The sequence below is a fragment of the Marivivens sp. ABH4_498 genome (assembly GCF_056160585.1).
On record NZ_JBSWXL010000004.1, the window covers coordinates 254,827 to 273,209 of the forward strand.

At 57.1% G+C, this 18,383-nt stretch carries 5 protein-coding genes and 1 tRNA gene; 3 read left to right on the plus strand and 3 right to left on the minus strand.

Annotated features, from left to right (window positions below):
- The first annotated feature begins 18 nt into the window (after window positions 1-18).
- Window positions 19-11,919, plus strand: coding sequence for a beta strand repeat-containing protein (locus ACXAGA_RS11450; RefSeq protein WP_475117608.1), 11,901 nt, complete (start codon window positions 19-21; stop codon window positions 11,917-11,919).
- Between the two features lie 12 nt (window positions 11,920-11,931).
- Window positions 11,932-15,249 carry an RHS repeat domain-containing protein gene (locus ACXAGA_RS11455; protein WP_475117609.1) on the plus strand — a complete coding sequence of 1,106 codons (3,318 nt, stop codon included), beginning with the start codon at window positions 11,932-11,934 and terminating at the stop codon, window positions 15,247-15,249.
- Between the two features lie 52 nt (window positions 15,250-15,301).
- Here ACXAGA_RS11455 and ACXAGA_RS11460 read toward each other — a convergent pair.
- A tRNA-Thr gene (locus ACXAGA_RS11460) sits at window positions 15,302-15,377 on the minus strand.
- A 42-nt stretch (window positions 15,378-15,419) separates the two neighbouring features.
- Window positions 15,420-17,075 (minus strand): ABC transporter permease, encoded by a 1,656-nt coding sequence (locus ACXAGA_RS11465; protein ID WP_475117610.1) that lies wholly within the window; start codon window positions 17,073-17,075, stop codon window positions 15,420-15,422.
- 88 nt (window positions 17,076-17,163) lie between these two features.
- Between ACXAGA_RS11465 and ACXAGA_RS11470 the strand changes: the two genes are divergently transcribed.
- A complete protein-coding gene (locus tag ACXAGA_RS11470) occupies window positions 17,164-18,039 on the plus strand; it encodes a hypothetical protein (protein WP_475117611.1) in 876 nt (291 codons plus the stop codon).
- Between the two features lie 27 nt (window positions 18,040-18,066).
- On the opposite strand, the gene ACXAGA_RS11475 is transcribed toward ACXAGA_RS11470, so the two are convergent.
- Window positions 18,067-18,318, minus strand: a complete 252-nt coding sequence (locus ACXAGA_RS11475; protein WP_475117612.1) for a DUF2312 domain-containing protein — start codon at window positions 18,316-18,318, stop codon at window positions 18,067-18,069.
- Window positions 18,319-18,383: the final 65 nt, after the last annotated feature.

Here is an 18,383-nt window from a genome sequence, read left to right on the forward strand (position 1 = left end):
GGTAATGAGGGACGAAAAATGACGAAAAAACTCCATGCTTTTGGAGCAATGGCACTGGCTACGTTATCGTTTACGCCAGATCATGTAGCCGCCACGTCCTTTACCATGACCGTTCCCGGGACGAACATCAGCCTGCCGTCGGAATACCCCGAAGCAGGCGGCGTTGCTTTTGTCATCATCGGTGACAACGGAAACATCTATTACCAGTTTTCCAACCCCCAAGGTGCGTTTGTCGGATTCCAAGATTCCGGTCGCCCGCGTCAGTTTCGCGGCAATCCGTTTACGATCAACGACCCTGTTGAACTGAATTGCGGTTTTGCACCTTGTTCGACCTATTTCGGGGGCGGCATCGCCCAGATTTACGTCCGCTTTACCGCTGATGATGGTGACACATCGCCCGGCAATTTCGACGAAGACGATATTTTCCTGATCCTAAACGGATACAACGTTGGCAACTGGTCTGACGTTACGGCGGAATCCACGAACACCGCAGGCACGGTCAGCTATGGGTTCACCACAGGCTTTGCCGACCGCGCGATCAGCACCGGCTGGTTTTCATCCACCGATCCGGCGCTGGCAAATTCAATCCTGACGTCGGGCCAAACGACGACCCAAGTTTTTGACCGCGACCCGAACGATAACTATTGGGATTTCAGCGCAGGCGAAAACATCCGCAACCGCGACTTGGTCACAGTTGCGCCGGGCTACGAGATTGAAAAATCCGCAGATCGCAGCAGCTATGCCGCGATTGGTGAAACGGTCACTTACACATATACGGTCACTAACATCGGGTCGGTGCAGATCACCGACATCGTTGTGAATGACGATAAAATCCCGTCGGTCACGTGTGATACCACCACCGTAGACGCAACGACGAACGGCAATGGCGCGGCGCAATTCGCGACCTGTACAGGCAATTATGTCGTCACCCAAGCCGACATTGATGCAGGTGAAATCACCAATGTGGCCACCGCATCAGGCACCCCGACCTATGGCAATTTGGGCAATGTAAGCGATACCGTCACCATCACCGGCCCAACGCGCACCCCTGCTCTATCGTTTGAAAAAACTGCGGATGTCGCGTCGGTTGCGGCTGCAGGCGATGTCATCACCTACACCCTGGCCGCGACGAACGACGGCAATGTGACCCTGACCAATGTTGTGGTAACCGACCCAAAGCTACCATCGCTTTCGTGTACCGCTGCTGCACTGGCCCCAGGTGATGATCTGACCTGTTCCCAGTCCCACACCGTCACCCAGTCCGAATTTGAAACGGCGGTGAACGGCAGCCCGATCACGAATACAGCCACAGCGCAGGCGGATACCCCGCTGGGTACAAAGCTGACCCAGACCGACACGGCCACCGTGTCTGCCTCTGCGCCGCAGATTTCGCTGACGATCGATAAATCAACGGGCGCGGCGACCTACTCTGCCGTTGGCGAAACCATTATCTATGCGATTGATGTGACCAACACATCGAATGTTGCGTGGCCGACCGCGCCGACCGTGACGGACAGTATCGCCCCCGTAAATTGTCCAACGGGCGGCGTGGCCATCGGCGCGACGATCACCTGTAGCGCTACCTACGATATCACGCAGGCCGATCTGGACGCAGGGACATTGCTGAACACAGCAACAGCATCCATTTCCGTCGCGGGACAATCCGATAGCCAGACCGACAGCGTGACTTTGACGGCGACGCGTACGCCATTGTTGACGCTAGATAAATCGCTGAACACTGGGTCCGCCACCACCTATGCTGCGACAACAGATACCATCACCTATGACTACACCGTTACCAACGGCGGCAATGTCACGATTGAAAACCTGACGGTCACCGACGACCGCGTGACCGTGACTTGTCCAGTGACATCGCTGGCGCCATCAGCGACTACTGTGTGCTCGGCAACTGAATCGGCTATCACCCAGACGGATATCGACGCAGGATCCATCACCAATACCGCTTTTGCCGCCGGTACAGCCGCCACATTGGGCGAAGCCGTCCAATCGAATTCCGATCAGGTCACGGTCAGCGCGGAACAAAGCCCTGCTATCGGTTTGGATAAATCCGCTAGAAACGTGCCTGCACCACTGTTTGTCGCCGGAAATACGATTGAATACAGCTTTGACGTTGAAAACACCGGCAACACAACGCTGGTGGGTCCGATTACGATCACGGACGATAAGATCGGTACGTTTGAATGCCATCCGAATGATCTAGCCCCTGCAACATCAATCACCTGTGACCGCGATTACACGATCACGACCCAAGACCAAATCGCAGGCTTTGTAACCAATGTCGCCACAGTCCAAGACGCAAATGGCGCTGCCACGGCCCAAGACAGCGAAACCGTTGCGCCGAATTTTGATGGCGGCATTTCTTTGGTCAAATCGGCCGATGTGGCTACGGTTTCTGCGGCGGGTGAAACGGTGAACTATACGTTCAACGTCACCAACACAGGCACAGCCACCATTATCGAACCGATCACCATCAACGATCCGCTGATCAGCACCGTTGACTGTTCAGCGCAGCCGCCTGCGCTGCTGGCCGGTCAAAGCTTTGATTGTACTGGGGCACTGACGACAACACAGGTTCAAATTGATCAATCCAGCATCACAAATACGGCGATTGCATCGACCAGCTACAACGGTTCGACCTTTAGTTCGGCGCCGTCGTCCGTCACAATTTCGGTGAATGGCGCGCCTTCGATCACGATTGTCAAATCGGGCCCTGCCGAATTTTCTGCCGTGGGCGAGGTTTTGGCCTATAGCCTGACCGTCACGAACACCGGCAACAAAACTCTGTCCCAAATCGCCGTGACCGACCCGTTGATCACATCCGTGTCCTGCCCCGCTACCACATTGGCACCAACTGCAGCGATGACCTGTACGGGCAATTACACCGTCACCCAGACCGATCTGGATGCAGGAACAATTACGAACACAGCATCAGTCGCTGCGCGCACACCATCGGGCGCGGCGTTGAACGAACCGTCGAACACAGTCACCGCCACCGCTGCCGCAGGGGCGCAGGTCGCCGCGGCAACGTTGGACAAAACGGCCAATATCACCGAAATCACGCAGGTCGGTGAACAGATCATTTATACGATGTCTGTGACGAACACGGGCACGGTGACGCTGAATAACCTATCGCTGTCCGACGCGCTGGACACGGGTTGGAGCTGTTCCATTTCGACCCTTGCGCCATCGGCCACCAACAGCAGCTGTCGTTTCGCGCATGTCGTCACGCAGTCCGAATTTGACGCGGGCAGCCTAACGAACACTGCGACGTTGTCGGCGGCACAGTTGGCCGCAGATGAAACCGACGCGATCACCCTGCCCGTGGCTGGGCGCACCGCTGACTTTACGGCCGTGAAAACCGTGGATCAGGATTACACGGCTGTCGGCGAAACACTGACCTTTGGGTTCACGGTAGAAAACACCGGCAATGTGACGCTGTCTAACGTCACGGTGAATGACGCTCAGCTGGGCCTGAATTGCGTCATCGGCACATTGGCACCGGGCGCGGTTGACACATCGACCTGCAGTGCGACCCACAGCGTCACGCAGTCTGACATTGACGCGGGCAGCTACACGAATACAGCGACCGTATCGGCAGAGGCCCCCGCTGGCGTCACCGCACCTGCGGCTCAATCGCCGACAGTCACCGCCAATGGCCCGACATCGGCGCCTTTGATCGTTGTTACCAAATCCGGCCCAGCCAATTTTGCACTGAATGACACGCTGACGTGGACGTTCAGCATTGAAAATACGGGCAACGTGACGCTGACGAATGTGACCATCAATGATCCGTCTTTGGGGTTCAGCTGCGCGGTTGGCACCATCGCGCCGTCGCAGACCGTCACCCAATGCGCCGACACCACGCCGTTTTCGGTCAGCCGAACCGCCACCCAAGCGGACGTTGACGCGGGATCGGTGCAAAACACAGTTACAGCATCCGGATCTGCACCCGACACAACGGTTGTGACGGATACGGCCTCTGTCCTGTCGACGGGCCCAGCGCGTGCCCCAGCGATTTCCATTGATAAAACGGCGGATACACCGACCTACGCCGCCGTTGGCGATACGATTGATTATACAATCACCGTGACGAACACCGGCAACGTCACATTGACCAGCCCGTTTGATGTCACCGATCCTTTGGCGGACAGTCTGTCTTGTGCGGCGGTCCCTGCTGCGGGGCTCGCGCCCAGCGCGTCCTTTGTGTGTACTGCATCGTATGAGGTCACTCAGACCGATCTGGACAACGGCAGCTTTGCCAATACGGCGACCGCGACCACCAGTGATCAAGGCACCGAACTGACGGTTTCGGATGACGCCACCGTCACCGCCGCGCAAAGCCCTGCGATTGCGCTGGATAAATATGTTGCAGCAACATCGGCGTCGACCTATGGCGCGGTGGGTGACACGGTGACATTTGAATACCGCGTGACCAACACAGGCAACGTGACCCTGACCGATCCGATTACGGTGACCGACGACAAAATCCCCGCAGGCAACGTAGATTGTAACCCAGGTACGCTAGCGCCTGGTGCGAATGGCACATGTACGTTGGTCTGGACCGCAGATCAGGCGGCATTGGACGCAGGGTCGGTTACAAACATCGGCACAGCGCAAACCGTATTTGATGGTCTGACCTATCAGGCAACGGACACCGCGACCGTGACTGCGCGGCAAACGCCTTCGCTGACAACGCTGAAAGAGGTTACAACGACCCCGTCTTTGTATTCGGCAGGCCAGACGATCGGCTATACCTATACCATCACAAACAACGGCAACGTCACGATTGATGGCCCCTTTAGTGTGACCGACAACCTGATCGGAACCATTAGTTGCGGCACCGCCGGATCATTGGCGCCTACAGCGACCACCACCTGCAGCGCGAACTATGTCGTGACAGATGGCGATATTTCTTTGGGGTCGACAGTGAATGTTGCGACCAGCGCGGGTACGTTTGACGGGGCCGCGATTATATCCCCGCCTACGTCGGTGATTTATCCCAACGATCCGATCCTCTACCCGCCCGCGCTGTCGATCGCGAAATCAGCAGATGCTGTGACCTATGACACCTTGGGTCAGGTCATTACCTATACCTACACCGTTACCAATACGGGCAAAGCGGACCTGAACGGCGACATCAACGTCATCGACAACAAGATCGGCACCTTTATCTGCCGCGATATCGCGACCTATGGCAACTTTGCGGTTGGTGACAGTTTCGATTGTACTGCCCCCTACTCTGTCACGCAGGCAGATCTGGACGGCGAAGCCATTTCCAACGACGCCTATGCCGATACAATCTACACCTACGGTGGCACAAACCAACTGAGCGTTGTTTCCGCCCCAGATAACGTCACGATCACGACAGCGGGTGCGCCTGCATTGACCATCGCAAAAACGGGCGATGCGACGGCAACCCCTGCGGTTGGTGACACGATCACCTTTACGATTTCCGTTCAGAACACAGGCAACCAGACGCTATCGAATGTCATCATCAGCGACAGCATGCCGGAATTGGTGTTGTCCTGTACCGACGGCACCAACCCTGTCACCATGCCGCAAACGATGTCTGTCGGGGATAGCTGGACCTGTACTGCCCCCTACACCGTGGACCAAGACGACGTTGACGCGCAGACCATCATCAATACGGCAACCGTACGCGGTGACGATCCCAAAGGTGTCACGATCACCGCATCTTCGACCGTTAACCAGCCGGTCGTTCCCGCCGCGCCGAACCTGACCATCACCAAAGAGATTACATCCACCGTTGTCGGCGGCGTTGCCTTTGGTGCCGTGGGACAAGAGATTGATTACCGTATCACTGTGACCAACACTGGCAATGTGACCTTGGCCGATGTGTCTATTACCGATGATCTGGTTCCGGGAACCTGCGCAATTGGCACGCTGTCCCCCACAGATGCTGATAATAGCTGTACCTATACCTACACAGCGACGCAGGCCGATATCGATGCGGAATACGGCCCAGCGCCCTACTACGGCGGCGTTACCAACACTGCGACCGCGACTTATTTGCCAGTAAACCCCACAGGGACCGAACAATCGGTTTCCGACAGCGTATTCGCACGCGGCCCTGATCACATTCTGGAATTCACGTTGCAGAAAACCGCGCTGGACACGGGCTTTGCCGCTGTGGGTGATACATTGGATTACCAATATGTCGTGGCCAACACGGGCAATGTGACACTGACAGCCCAGCCCGTGATTTCTGACGACAAAATCGGAACGGTGACTTGCCCTGCCATTGCGCCGGGATTGGCGCCACGCGATTTCGTTTTGTGTACGGCAACATATGCCGTCACCCAAGACGACGTTGACGCAGGGGTCGTGACCAACATCGCCGAAGTCACATCAACACAAATCCCCGTGGCAACCGCCACCGCGATTGATGATGCGACGGTTACCGGAACACGCAGCCCTGCCATTCGCGGCATCAAAACCGCCACAACAGATTTCGGCGCAAACGGACGCGCGGATGCGGGTGATACGGTCACCTACACTTTTACTGTGTCCAACACAGGCAACGTGACCCTGTTTGATATCGACGTCACCGAAACCGCCTTTGGCGGCACAGGCACTGCGCCCGTCATTACCTATGACGCGGGCGGCGCATATCTGGGCGGCACGGCGGGGATCATCGATTTGCCCGTTGGGCAAGATGTGACCTTTGTCGCGACCTACACCCTGACACAAACCGATATCGACGCAGGATCCATTGAAAACAGCGCAACGGTTAGCGGCACTGCCCCTGACGCATCCAACGTGTCGGACGTCACTGGTGCAACGCAGACAGATGATGACCCAACCGTGGTCGATCTGCCGCCCGTCGGCACGGTCGAGGTGTTCAAGTCCGTCAGCAACGCCCCCATTGCCCCGATAGCAGGTGATGTGGTCACGTTCGCGATCACTGCCGAAAACACGGGCAACGTGACATTGTCCAACCCGACCCTGACCGACACGCTGACCCGCAAAGACGGTGCAACCCTGTCGCTGGATTCAGCCCCTGCTTATGTCAGCGGCGATACAAACACAGACGGCAACATCGATACGGGCGAAGTTTGGACCTATACCGTGTCCTACACTTTGCAGCAGGCCGATATCGATGCAGGCGGTATCAACAACAGCGCAACCCTAGCCGCCACTACGCCTGCTGGCGCGACGGTATCGGATATTTCAGATGACGGCACAGGACCGGGGAATAAACCTGCGTCGCTGGACATCACTGCCCTGCCGTCGATTGAAACCGAAAAAACACTGACCAATTCTGTGTCGGTCGCGGGCGAAACGGCTGAATTTGAAATCACGGTGCAGAACACAGGCAATGTGACCCTAACGGCCATTGCTGTGACCGATACGCTGACCCGCGCGGACAGCACTGCGCTGACGCTTACCTCTGGCCCGACGTTTACGGGCGCGGATTTAGGCTCTGGTCCTGCATCGCTATTGCCGAATGAAACGGCAACCTATGTGGCCACCTATACCCTGACGCAATCTGACGTAGATGCGGGCGGCATTTCGAACACCGTCACCGCCCAAGCCGCAGCACCCAGCGGCCAGATCGTCGATGACGCGGCAGACACGCCAGCGGTGCTGACCATCGCCGCCGCGCCAGCCATCGCAATTGCGAAATCGCGGGCAACAGGGTCTTTGGCCAGCTATGATAGCGTTGGTGATGTTCTGGATTATACCTTTGTCCTGACCAACACGGGCAATATCACGTTGACCGGCCCCTTTACGGTATCCGACCCATTGATCGAAAACGCAGGCGGCTCTCTGACCTGCGGCGCTGGTCCATTGGGTCCGAACGACACGCTGACCTGTTCGGGCAGCTATGCCGTGACCCAAGCAGACATAGACGCAGGGTCCGTGGCAAACACTGCCAACGCATCGGCAGAGGCTGGAACACCGGCCACGTCTAACACCGTGACGATACCGGCGACCCAAACGCCAGATATCACCATTGTGAAAACCGTGGTTCCCGTACCTGCCGAAGATTTCGTTGTCGGCGCGATCATCGGCTACACCTATACCGTGACCAACACCGGCAACACGACCCTGACCGACCCGATTACGGTGACCGATAACCGCATTGATGCTGTGGACTGCCCTGCGTTGCCTGCAGGCGGTTTGGCCCCAACACAGGCGATCACCTGTTCTGCGGACTATGTTGTGACCGCGGATGACGTTGATCTGTTTGTGGTGACCAACCTTGCCACCGCCCAAAGCGGCGATCTGTCATCTTTGGGCACCACTGTCAGCATCCCAGAGGCTGCGATCCCTGCCCTATCCATGACCAAAACAGCCGCAACGGGCGCGACCTATTCCGTGGTTGGTGACGTTCTGGATTATACCTTTACCGTCGAAAACGCAGGCACGCGCCCATTTGTGCGCGACGTTTTGATCGTTGACCCGTTGATCGGTGATATCACCTGTTGGACGGCAACCGCGGGAGATGAAACCTTTGCCCCCGGTGAAACGGCAACCTGCTATGGGTCTTATACTGTCGTTCAGTCCGACCTAGACAACGGCGAAGTGGTCAATCAGGCCTATGCATCAACCCAATACGGCGCCGCAGATGACGAGGTCGTATCGGATCCGCAGACCGTCACAGTTCCTGCTGCTGGCGGAGCGCACCTAAGCCTGACCAAAACGGCGAACCCGACGACGGTTGCGGCTGTGGGTGATGTCGTGACCTTTACCATCACCGCGATCAACGACGGCAACCGCACCTTGCGCGCAACGTCCATCAGCGATCCGATGATTGATACGCTGGCTTGCACGGTTGGCGGGGCCCCTGCGTCGATGGGCGCCGAACTTGCACCGACCGAGTCGCTGGAATGCACGGGCACTTACACGGTGACGCAGGCGGATTTGGATGCAGGCTCGCTGACCAATACGGCATCAGCATCGGCGGTGACGCCAACAGGGTCCGAACTAACAGCAACAGCGACGGCAAGCGTTACACTGCCCGCGCAGGCCCCAGCGATTGACGTGTTCAAATCCGCAACGCCAAATGAATTCGGCACTGTGGGAACGACGCTGACCTATCTGCTATCTGCGCAGAATACTGGAAACGTCACCCTGTTTGATGTGACGATCACGGATCCGATGGCGCCAAATCTGGCCTGCACGGTTCCTACTCTTGCGCCAAATGCCGTATCTGCGCCCTGCAGTTTCAGCATCCCCGTGACCCAAGATATGGTCGATGCGGGTGACATCGAAAACACGGCAACGGTCACTGCGGCGACCCAACTGGGCACCTACGTCAGCGACAGCGCCACGCTGGTGACGAACGGCCCAGACCAATCGCCATTGATCAACGCCACCAAAACAGCATCCGCCGTGGCCCCTGTTGCGGGCGAAGTGATCACCTACACCCTAACGGTTGAAAACACGGGCAACGTCACGCTGTCGACGATCGGGATCACCGACACGATGCAGCGCGTTGACAACAGCGCCGTGCAATTGGATGCGCCATTCGCCTATGCGGCTGGCGACGACGGCGATGGCCTGCTGGATGTAGCCGAAGCATGGGTCTACACCGCCCGTTACACCGTGACGCAGACCGATCTGGATGCGGGCGGGGTGTTCAACTCTGTCGATGTGGCCGCCGTATCGCCGCAGCTGGTATCGGTGACGGACACATCCGATGACGGCAACGACACCGATGGCAACACCGCCGATGACCCGACCGAAACACTGTTCGTGGCTGGCCCAGCGCTGGACGTGACAAAAACGGTCACCACCGCAGGGTCTGCCGTTGGGGATGTTTTGGAATACACCATCACCGCGCGCAATATCGGCAACGTCACGCTGGATGCCCCTGTTATTACGGACACCATGACCCGCCTGAACGGTGATGCGATTAGCGTGACACCGACGCTAGTTTCCGGCACGGCGCCGATTGCGCCGTCCGAAACGCTGGCGTGGACCGTGACGTATACTCTGACCCAAGCCGACATTGATGCAGGCGGTATTTCCAACACCGCCACGGTCACGATGACAGCACCGAATGATGTTGCGGTGACTGACGTATCTGATGACGGCGATGATGCGGATGGGAACACAGCGGATGATCCGACGATCACTCGTTTTGCCCCTGCCCCGGCGATGGATATCACAAAAATGGTTGGCCAATCGGGTGACAACGCAGGTGATACCGTCACCTTTGACGTCTATGCCCTGAACACAGGCAATGTGACCCTGTCGAACCTTGCACTGACGGACACAATGACCCGCGCCGATGGCACGCCGATTTCTGGGATCACCGCGACCTATCTGCGCTCTGATCTGGGATCGGACGAAGGCACAATTGCCCCGGGCGAAACCGCCACCTACAGTGTGACCTACGTCCTGACCCAAGCGGACGTTGATGCGGCGGGTCTGGTCAACCAGATCACGGCCACCGCAACTGCCCCCGCCGGAGCCGCGCTGTTTGACCTGTCGGACAATGACGCAGCATTGGGCGGCGATACCCCGACCGAATTGTATATCGCTCCTGCACCTGTGGTGAACGCAACGCTATCAACAGATTTTGCCGAAACCGCCACGGATGGCACTTCGGTTCCCTATGTTATCACTGTTGAAAACACAGGAAACGTGTCGCTGGATGCGGTGTCGTTTGAAGAAACCCTGTTCGATGGTGTGGGCAATGCGGCGGGCTTTGCTGCTGCGCCAGAATACGTGGGCGGCGATACCAACAACGACGGTCTGGTCACCCCCGGTGAAATCTGGACCTATTCGGTCGCAGCAACCCTGACGGATGACATTATTGAAACGGGCGTTCTTACCGCGTCGGTCAATGTATCTGCGTCTACGCCAAACAGCGCCATTGTGTCCGACGTATCAGACGATACCGATGACACCGATGGCAACACAACAAACGACCCCGAAGTTATCGCCTTTGGCCCAAGCGATTTGTTTGTAGCCACCAAAACCGCCAACCGCGAAACCGTTGTCGCGGGCGATGTTGTGACCTTTACCTTGGATTTCACCAACAATTCGGTCAGCGATTATAGCGACATCGTATTGGTGGACCGCATGCCAAACGGTCTGGGCTATGTTCCAGGGTCGGCCACGGTCAACGGCGCGGCACGCGAACCGGCTATGGTCGGGTCCAATCTGGCGTGGGACGGTATCGATATTTCGGCGGGCAACAGCGCCACGGTGACATTTGCCGCGCGCGTGACCCAGACCCTGTCTGATGGAGCTGAAATCGTGAACCGAACCTTTGCTGAAAATGCCGTAGGTCAACGGATTTCGACCATCGGGTCCGTGACCCTGCGCATGACACCCGAAGGCGTGTTCGATTGTTCTGATGTCATCGGCAAAGTCTGGATCGACACTGACGGAAACAACCGTCAGACCGACGGCGAAACAGGCATCGCTGGCGCGCGTATCGCCACCCAAAACGGTCTGTTGATCACCACCGACGCATTTGGCCGGTTCCACGTACCTTGTGCGGCCCTACCCCGCACCGAAGGGTCGAATTTCACGATTGAACTGGACACCCGCAGCCTGCCCGAAGGGATGGGCGTTCTGTCAGAAAACCCGCGCAGCCTGCGTTTGACAGCGGGTATGGCAGCGGAAATGAACTTTGCCGTTGGCCCATTGGTGCCAGTACAAATCGCACTGACCGATGACGCTTTTGGGGATGAAGATCAGTTGCCCAATCAACTGGCCACGGCCATCAACGCGTTGGTCGCTGATCTATCTGGCCAGCCATCGCAAATTGAACTGGTTTATATCCTTAATTCGGCCGACAGCGACACGATCGCGTTGGAACGTTTGGATATGGTCGAAACCGCAATCAAACGGGCAGCGCGTGCGCAACGCGGAACACCGATCACGGTTATCAAAACCGTGCAGTACCTACAGTAAAGAGCAAGACAAATGATGACCAACACACACCGCTTTGCCCTTTTACTGTCCACCGCCGCAATCATCGGCTCTGCCGGTGTGGCGCGAGATGGAGCCGGTTTCGCCATTGTCGTCGGCGGCGCACCTGTATCTGGGGACCGCGCGCTGGCGCAAACGCTGCCGGATCGCCAAATCCTGCAATTGCAGCAGGGCCGCATTGATGTGATCGCCGATGGTCTGTCTGCGCCGCGCGTTTTGGATATGTCGATCCGCGTGACAGACGGCCGCGCAGCGGTTCAAACGCTGTCCAATTATCCCGCGTTTATTTCTGCCAGCGAATTGCGCGTTTATGACGGCAGCAAATTGGTGGCGGTCCACCCTGCCCCTATTGGGGATACCGTAACCGTCGCTGCACTGGAACATCAGCGGATTGCCCTGCGGGTTTATGGACACGGTGGCCGCTATGACGAAACCATTGCCATCCCAATTGATGCCGACCGCGCCTTTGATACATCCCTGTCTTTGGCACATCGGTCCATCGCAGTCGCAGGCGGGGCGGTCACAGTCAGTGCCACCGATTTGCCCGCAGGCGCGGCGCTGCATGCATTCGGCGATCACTATACGGCTGGGCCGAACGGCCGCGCTGTGATCCAACGGATTTTGCCGGTTGGCAGCCACATTATCGCAGCATCGGCCAATGGGGCGGCATCGGTGTCGCCCGTTATTACGATCCCCAACGGCGAATGGGAAACCACGGGCCGTGCAGAGCTGACCTACGGCCAATCATTGTCATCGGGCGATGCGTGGAACCGCGGCCAGATCGCATTCTATACCAGAGGCCGCACCGCAAAAGGTTGGTCCTTTGTCGGCGCGGCAGATACAGGTGAACGGCCATTAAACCAGCTGTTTGATGATTTCACGCAGTCCGACCCGCTGAACCTATTGGCGCGCCTAAACCCCGATCTGGCCTATGCCACCTATGGTGACGACAGCAGCGCGATCAACGATGCACCGACCGACGGGCGTTTTTACCTGCGCGCCGAACGCGATGGATCATACGTGATGTGGGGCAATGCGCGCGCCCCATTGACCGGCACCGAATTGATGCGAAACGAACGGTCGATCTACGGCGCATCGGGACGCTATGAAATGCCCAGCCGCACGATCAATGGCGATCCGCGTGTCACGGTTTCGGCCTATGCCGCCACGCCCGATTCTTTGACGAAACGCGACATCCTGCGCGGCACGGGCGGGTCGGTGTATTTCCTGAATGAACAATTCATCGCCCCCGGATCGGAAACAGTCACCATCGTGGTTGCCGACCCTGATACAGGCCGCGTCATTTCCCGCCGATACCTCACCGCCGGCACCGATTACGACATCAACTATACCCAAGGCCTGATCACTTTGTCCGCCCCTTTAACCGCGACGGTTGCGGACGATGGCGCGTTGGTTTTGGCGGCATCGGACCAAAATACGCAATCCTTGGTCGTTCAGTATGACTATGCGCCGACGGGCGACGACATTGACGGATATGCCTATGGCACCCGCGTCGAAGGCTGGGCAAACGACAGCCTGCAAATCGGCGCAACGGCTACAGTCGATAGAACAGGCTCTGCCGACCAAACCGCGCAGGGCGTTGATATCGCGTATCATTTTGGCGAAAATAGCGTCATCACGGCAGAGGCCGCAATGACCCGTGGCCCGGGATATGGTGCCGAATTTTCGGCGGACGGCGGCAGCATTTATGAAACCACCGCGCCGACTGCAGGAAACGGGCGGGCATTCAAATTGAATGCAGACGTGGACCTATCTGATCTGGGCGCAAACGCCGAAGGTCAGCTACGGGTTTGGGCGGAACGGTATTCGGCAGGGTTTTCGACACCAGACCGTCAGTTTCAGACGGACCAAAACACAACAGGGTTCGATGTCACGGTCGTACCGTCTGACCGCCTGACATGGGGCATTGCCGCCGAACGCAGCCAATCTGGCCAGACGACTCAAACCGAAGTTGTCGGCGAAATGACCTATGCCGTGTCAGACAAATGGGAACTGGATTTCGGCGTCAGCCACACAGATGAAACCGATACTGCGGATCCGGCCGAAAACGGCCGCCGTACCGATGCCGCAGTAAAGGCAACCTATGCACCCAATGACGCGCTGTCCGCATATGCATTCGGCCAATCGACATTGCACCGTTCAGTCGCATTGTCGCGCAACGATCGTATCGGCGTTGGCGCGTCCTATGGATTGACCGAAACGCTATCAGCCGCCGCCGAACTATCGACAGGCACCGAAGGAACAGGCGGCCTGTTGCGACTGGATTACGACAACGGCACGACGACAACCTATTTCGGCTATGAACTGGCCGCTGGACGCACCATCAGCGGGGTTGATTTGGTCGGCTCTGACAAAGGCCGATTCATCACGGGCGGGTCGTCCCAGCTGACGTCGGACCTGAATGTGTTTACCGAAAACAGCTATGATATGTTTGGGCGTCACCAATCTATCGGATCGACGTTTGGTGCCGAATACCGCCTGACCAACAGCGAAACCATCAGCGGTTCGTTTGAAATGGGCCGCATCACCGACCCCGCTGGCGATTTTGACCGACACGCGGTCAGCTTTGCCTATGACGCGACATATGAAACCCAAAACGCCTTTAGTGCGCTATTGGAATATCGCCGCGACAACGGGACCCTATCCGCAACAGACGTTGACCGCGAAACCATCGCGGTGGTGATGGATGGCATCGTGCACATCAATGATGACCAGCGCGTTTTGCTGAGCTTTGATGGCATCAGAACAATAGGCGATGACGCCACCCTGCCTGCAGGCGACTATGTGCGTGCAAAATTGGGCTATGCCTATCGCCCCACAACGAATGACCGCCTGAATGTGTTGGCGTCCTATACCTATTTGGCCGATGACTATGGCCAATCGACCGACGGGCCGGATGACGAGGCACCGCTGCAGCGCAGCCATGTTGCGTCCATAAACACCATCTATGATTTGACCGACCGTTGGACCATCAGCGGCAAACTGGGCGCGCGCATCAGCCAAAGCGCGCCAGACGCTGCATCCGCCTATACCGATAATGACGCATGGATCGTCGTGGCGAACGCGCGATACCATCTGCCACATGAATGGGACGCGTTGGTTGAACTACGCTACCTGAATGCTGTGGATGCTGATTTCACCCAAGGCGGCGCATTGATCGCCCTTAGCCGCAAGGTCACGGACACTGTGTCATTGGGAATCGGATACAACGCGACCGATTTTTCGGATGACCTGACCGATCTGACCCGCAACGACCAAGGTGCATTTATCTCGCTAATGGCCGAATTCTAAGGCCATTAGCCACCAATGTGGCGGCGTATCATCAGCGATGTAAGGATTGTGATGGTGCCCCCACACGGACTCGAACCGCGGACCTACTGATTACAAATCAGTTGCTCTACCAGCTGAGCTATAGGGGCACTGCGCGGGGTATTAGCCTGACATTTCAGAGGCTGCAACCCCTATCGGTTCGCACGAGCAAGAAAAGCGACGGCAGCCAGTCCAACAACCGTAATCATCAGCGCCGCAGGGGCCGCTTCGGTCAAGTTTTCAAGGCTTGCTTTGTCATAAACGCGGGTAGCCAGCGTGTTGTAATTAAACGGGCGCAGCAACAATGTGGCGGGCAATTCTTTGACGCAGTCCACAAAAACCAGCAGCAAAGCCGACCCAACAGACGCACGCACCAGCGGTAGATAGATTCGGTTCAAAACCCCGCCCGCCGATTGCCCCAAAGACCGCGCCGCCATAGGCAAACTGGGCGACACGCGGCCCAATGCGGCGTCTGCTGTGCCTTGGGCAATGGCAAAGAATCGAACGACATAGGCCAACACCAACGCCGCGGCCGACCCCGTCATAATCAAACCCGGATCCCAGCCTGTCACGGACAGGACGGCATCGGCCACGCGGTTATCAATCGCCGCCAATGGTACGAAAATGCCCAAAGCCAAAACAGCGCCGGGCGCGGCATAGCCGATTGCGGTGACCGGCATCAAAATCCGAGGCAGGTTTTTACCCGACAGGCGCACGCCGTAGACCATAACGACGCCGCCCAACACGGTTAGAATCGCGGCTGCTCCGCCAACGACCAATGTATGGGCCAGTGCCCGCAGCAAACCAGGCGCGACCCATTCCGCAGCAACCATCGCATGTGTCGATAGAACGTAGACAGGCAGAACAAAGCCGATCAGCAGCGGAATGACGCAGGCGATTGTTGCCAACCATTTGGCCGTGCCTCTGATCGCAACGGGCGACACAGGGCGTTGGCCACGTGCAGACGTGAAAAAGCGGCTTTTGCGGCGGGAAAATTTTTCCAACGTCACCAACATCACGATAAGGCCTAACACCAGAACCGCAATTTGCGCAGCCCCGCCCAGATTGCCTGCCTGACGCCACGTTGAAAAAATGCCTGTGGTCAGGGTTTGCACGGCAAAATAATCGACGGTGCCGAAATCATTCACCGTCTCCATCATCGCCACCGCGCAGCCTGCCGCAATCGCGGGACGCGCCAAAGGCAAACCTACACGCCAAAAACGGCCCCAAGGCCCAACACCCAGCGCGCGGGCGACTTCGTATCCGGCGCCGGATTGTTCACGGAATGCGGCGCGGGCCAACAGATACACATAAGGGTATAATGACGCTGACAGCACCACCACAGCCGCCCATCGCGTCCGTATCGCGGGGAACCAATAATCGGAGGGGCGCGCCCAGCCAAATGCGTCGCGCAGCGCGGTTTGAACCGGGCCCGCATATTCAAACAAATCGACCAACGCATATGCGCCAACATAGGCGGGCACGGCCAAAGGCATAAGTAATGCCCACTGAATCCACTGGCGTCCGGGAAACTGGTACATAACAACCAGCCACGCAGCCCCTGCCCCCACCGCCGCTGTGACAATTCCAACCGCTGACATCAAAACCAGCGTATTGCCCAAATACCGTGGCAACGTTGTCGAAATCAGGTGCGGCCAGATATTATCGGTGGGCGTCGCCGCAAACCACAGTACTGCAACAATCGGCGCAAGCACCAACAGCGCAATCAGAACCGACGCTGTAGACCACGGATCAAATCGCAATCGACGCGCAAGAGGGGCATAATTCTGACTAGTTTCATCGGACATAAATCACGGCCTAGCCGAAACCGGTTTCCCTGTCCAGAAATCACCGTATATTAACCACGCACAAAGAAGGCACAAAAGGAGCAGGCACTTGGAAATTGCGTTCCACATCGGCGCAAGTTGCACAGACGAAGAACGTCTACTGAAAAGCCTTTTGAAAAACGCGGATCGGTTCGCCGAACATGGTATTGTTGTGCCGCGCCCCAATCGGTATCGCAGGTTAGTTCGGGAAACATTGAATAACCTCAATGGGATGCTGCCCTCTGCTGATACCCGCGACATATTGATTGATGCTATTCTAGAGGATCAAGAAGGCAGCCGATTGATCCTATCGAACCCAGATTTTATCTGCGTTCCCAACCGTATCTTTGAGGGCGGCGAATTCTATTCACTGGCATCGGCCAAATGCGCGACCCTGCGCGACCTATTCCCGCACGATAAGATTTCGTTCTACATGGGTATTCGCGACCCTGCGACCTTTATCCCCGCAACGCTGGCCAAATCAAAAACCGAAGACGTGAATACGTTTTTGCGAGGCGCTCAGCTGGACAACATTCGCTGGTCTGATGTCATCCGCCGCATTCAGGAAAACGCACCCGGGATTCCGATCACCGTGTGGTGCAACGAAGATACGCCATTCATCTGGGCGCAATTGATCCGCGAAATTTCGGGGATCGATCCCAAAACGCGTATCACGGGCGGCTTTGATCTGTTGCGCGAAATCATGTCGCCCGAAGGCATGCAAAGGTTCGTCGCCTATATCAAAGATCACCCGCCACAAACCGAAACGAAGAAACGCAAAATCATTGCAACGTTTCTGGAACGGTTCGCAATCGAAGAAGAAATCATCGAAGACATCGAAATTCCGGAGTGGGACGAATACGTCGTCGAATCCCTGACCACCGCCTACGAGGCCGATATCGATGTCATTGCGACAATGGACGGCGTACGGTTTATCGAACCATAAAAAAGGGGGCCGCGGCCCCCTAATGTTTTACGCCATGCCCAGCGCGGATTTATACATATCCAAAATCGCTTCTTCTTCGGCGATATCGTTGGCGTCGCGTTTGCGCAGAGAAATGACTTTGCGCATGACCTTGGTGTCGTAGCCGCGGCCTTTTGCTTCGGCCATGACCTCTTTGATGGCTTCGGCGATGTCTTTCTTTTCGGCCTCTAGGCGTTCAACACGTTCGATGAACTGGCGCAGCTCTTGGGATGCGACGCTTTCGGTAACGGAATCGGACATGGTGGCTCCTGCTCTTTTTTGGGTTGCCGCAATCCCTAGCGTTTGACCGCCCCCTTGCCAAGTCC

Excerpts from the sequence above, each read along its gene's own strand:
- ACXAGA_RS11450 (WP_475117608.1), top strand. The coding sequence starts at position 19 with ATGACGAAAAAACTCCATGCTTTTGGAGCAATGGCACTGGCTACGTTA.
- ACXAGA_RS11455 (WP_475117609.1), top strand. The coding sequence starts at position 11,932 with ATGATGACCAACACACACCGCTTTGCCCTTTTACTGTCCACCGCCGCA.
- ACXAGA_RS11465 (WP_475117610.1), bottom strand. The coding sequence starts at position 17,075 with ATGTCCGATGAAACTAGTCAGAATTATGCCCCTCTTGCGCGTCGATTG.
- ACXAGA_RS11475 (WP_475117612.1), bottom strand. The coding sequence starts at position 18,318 with ATGTCCGATTCCGTTACCGAAAGCGTCGCATCCCAAGAGCTGCGCCAG.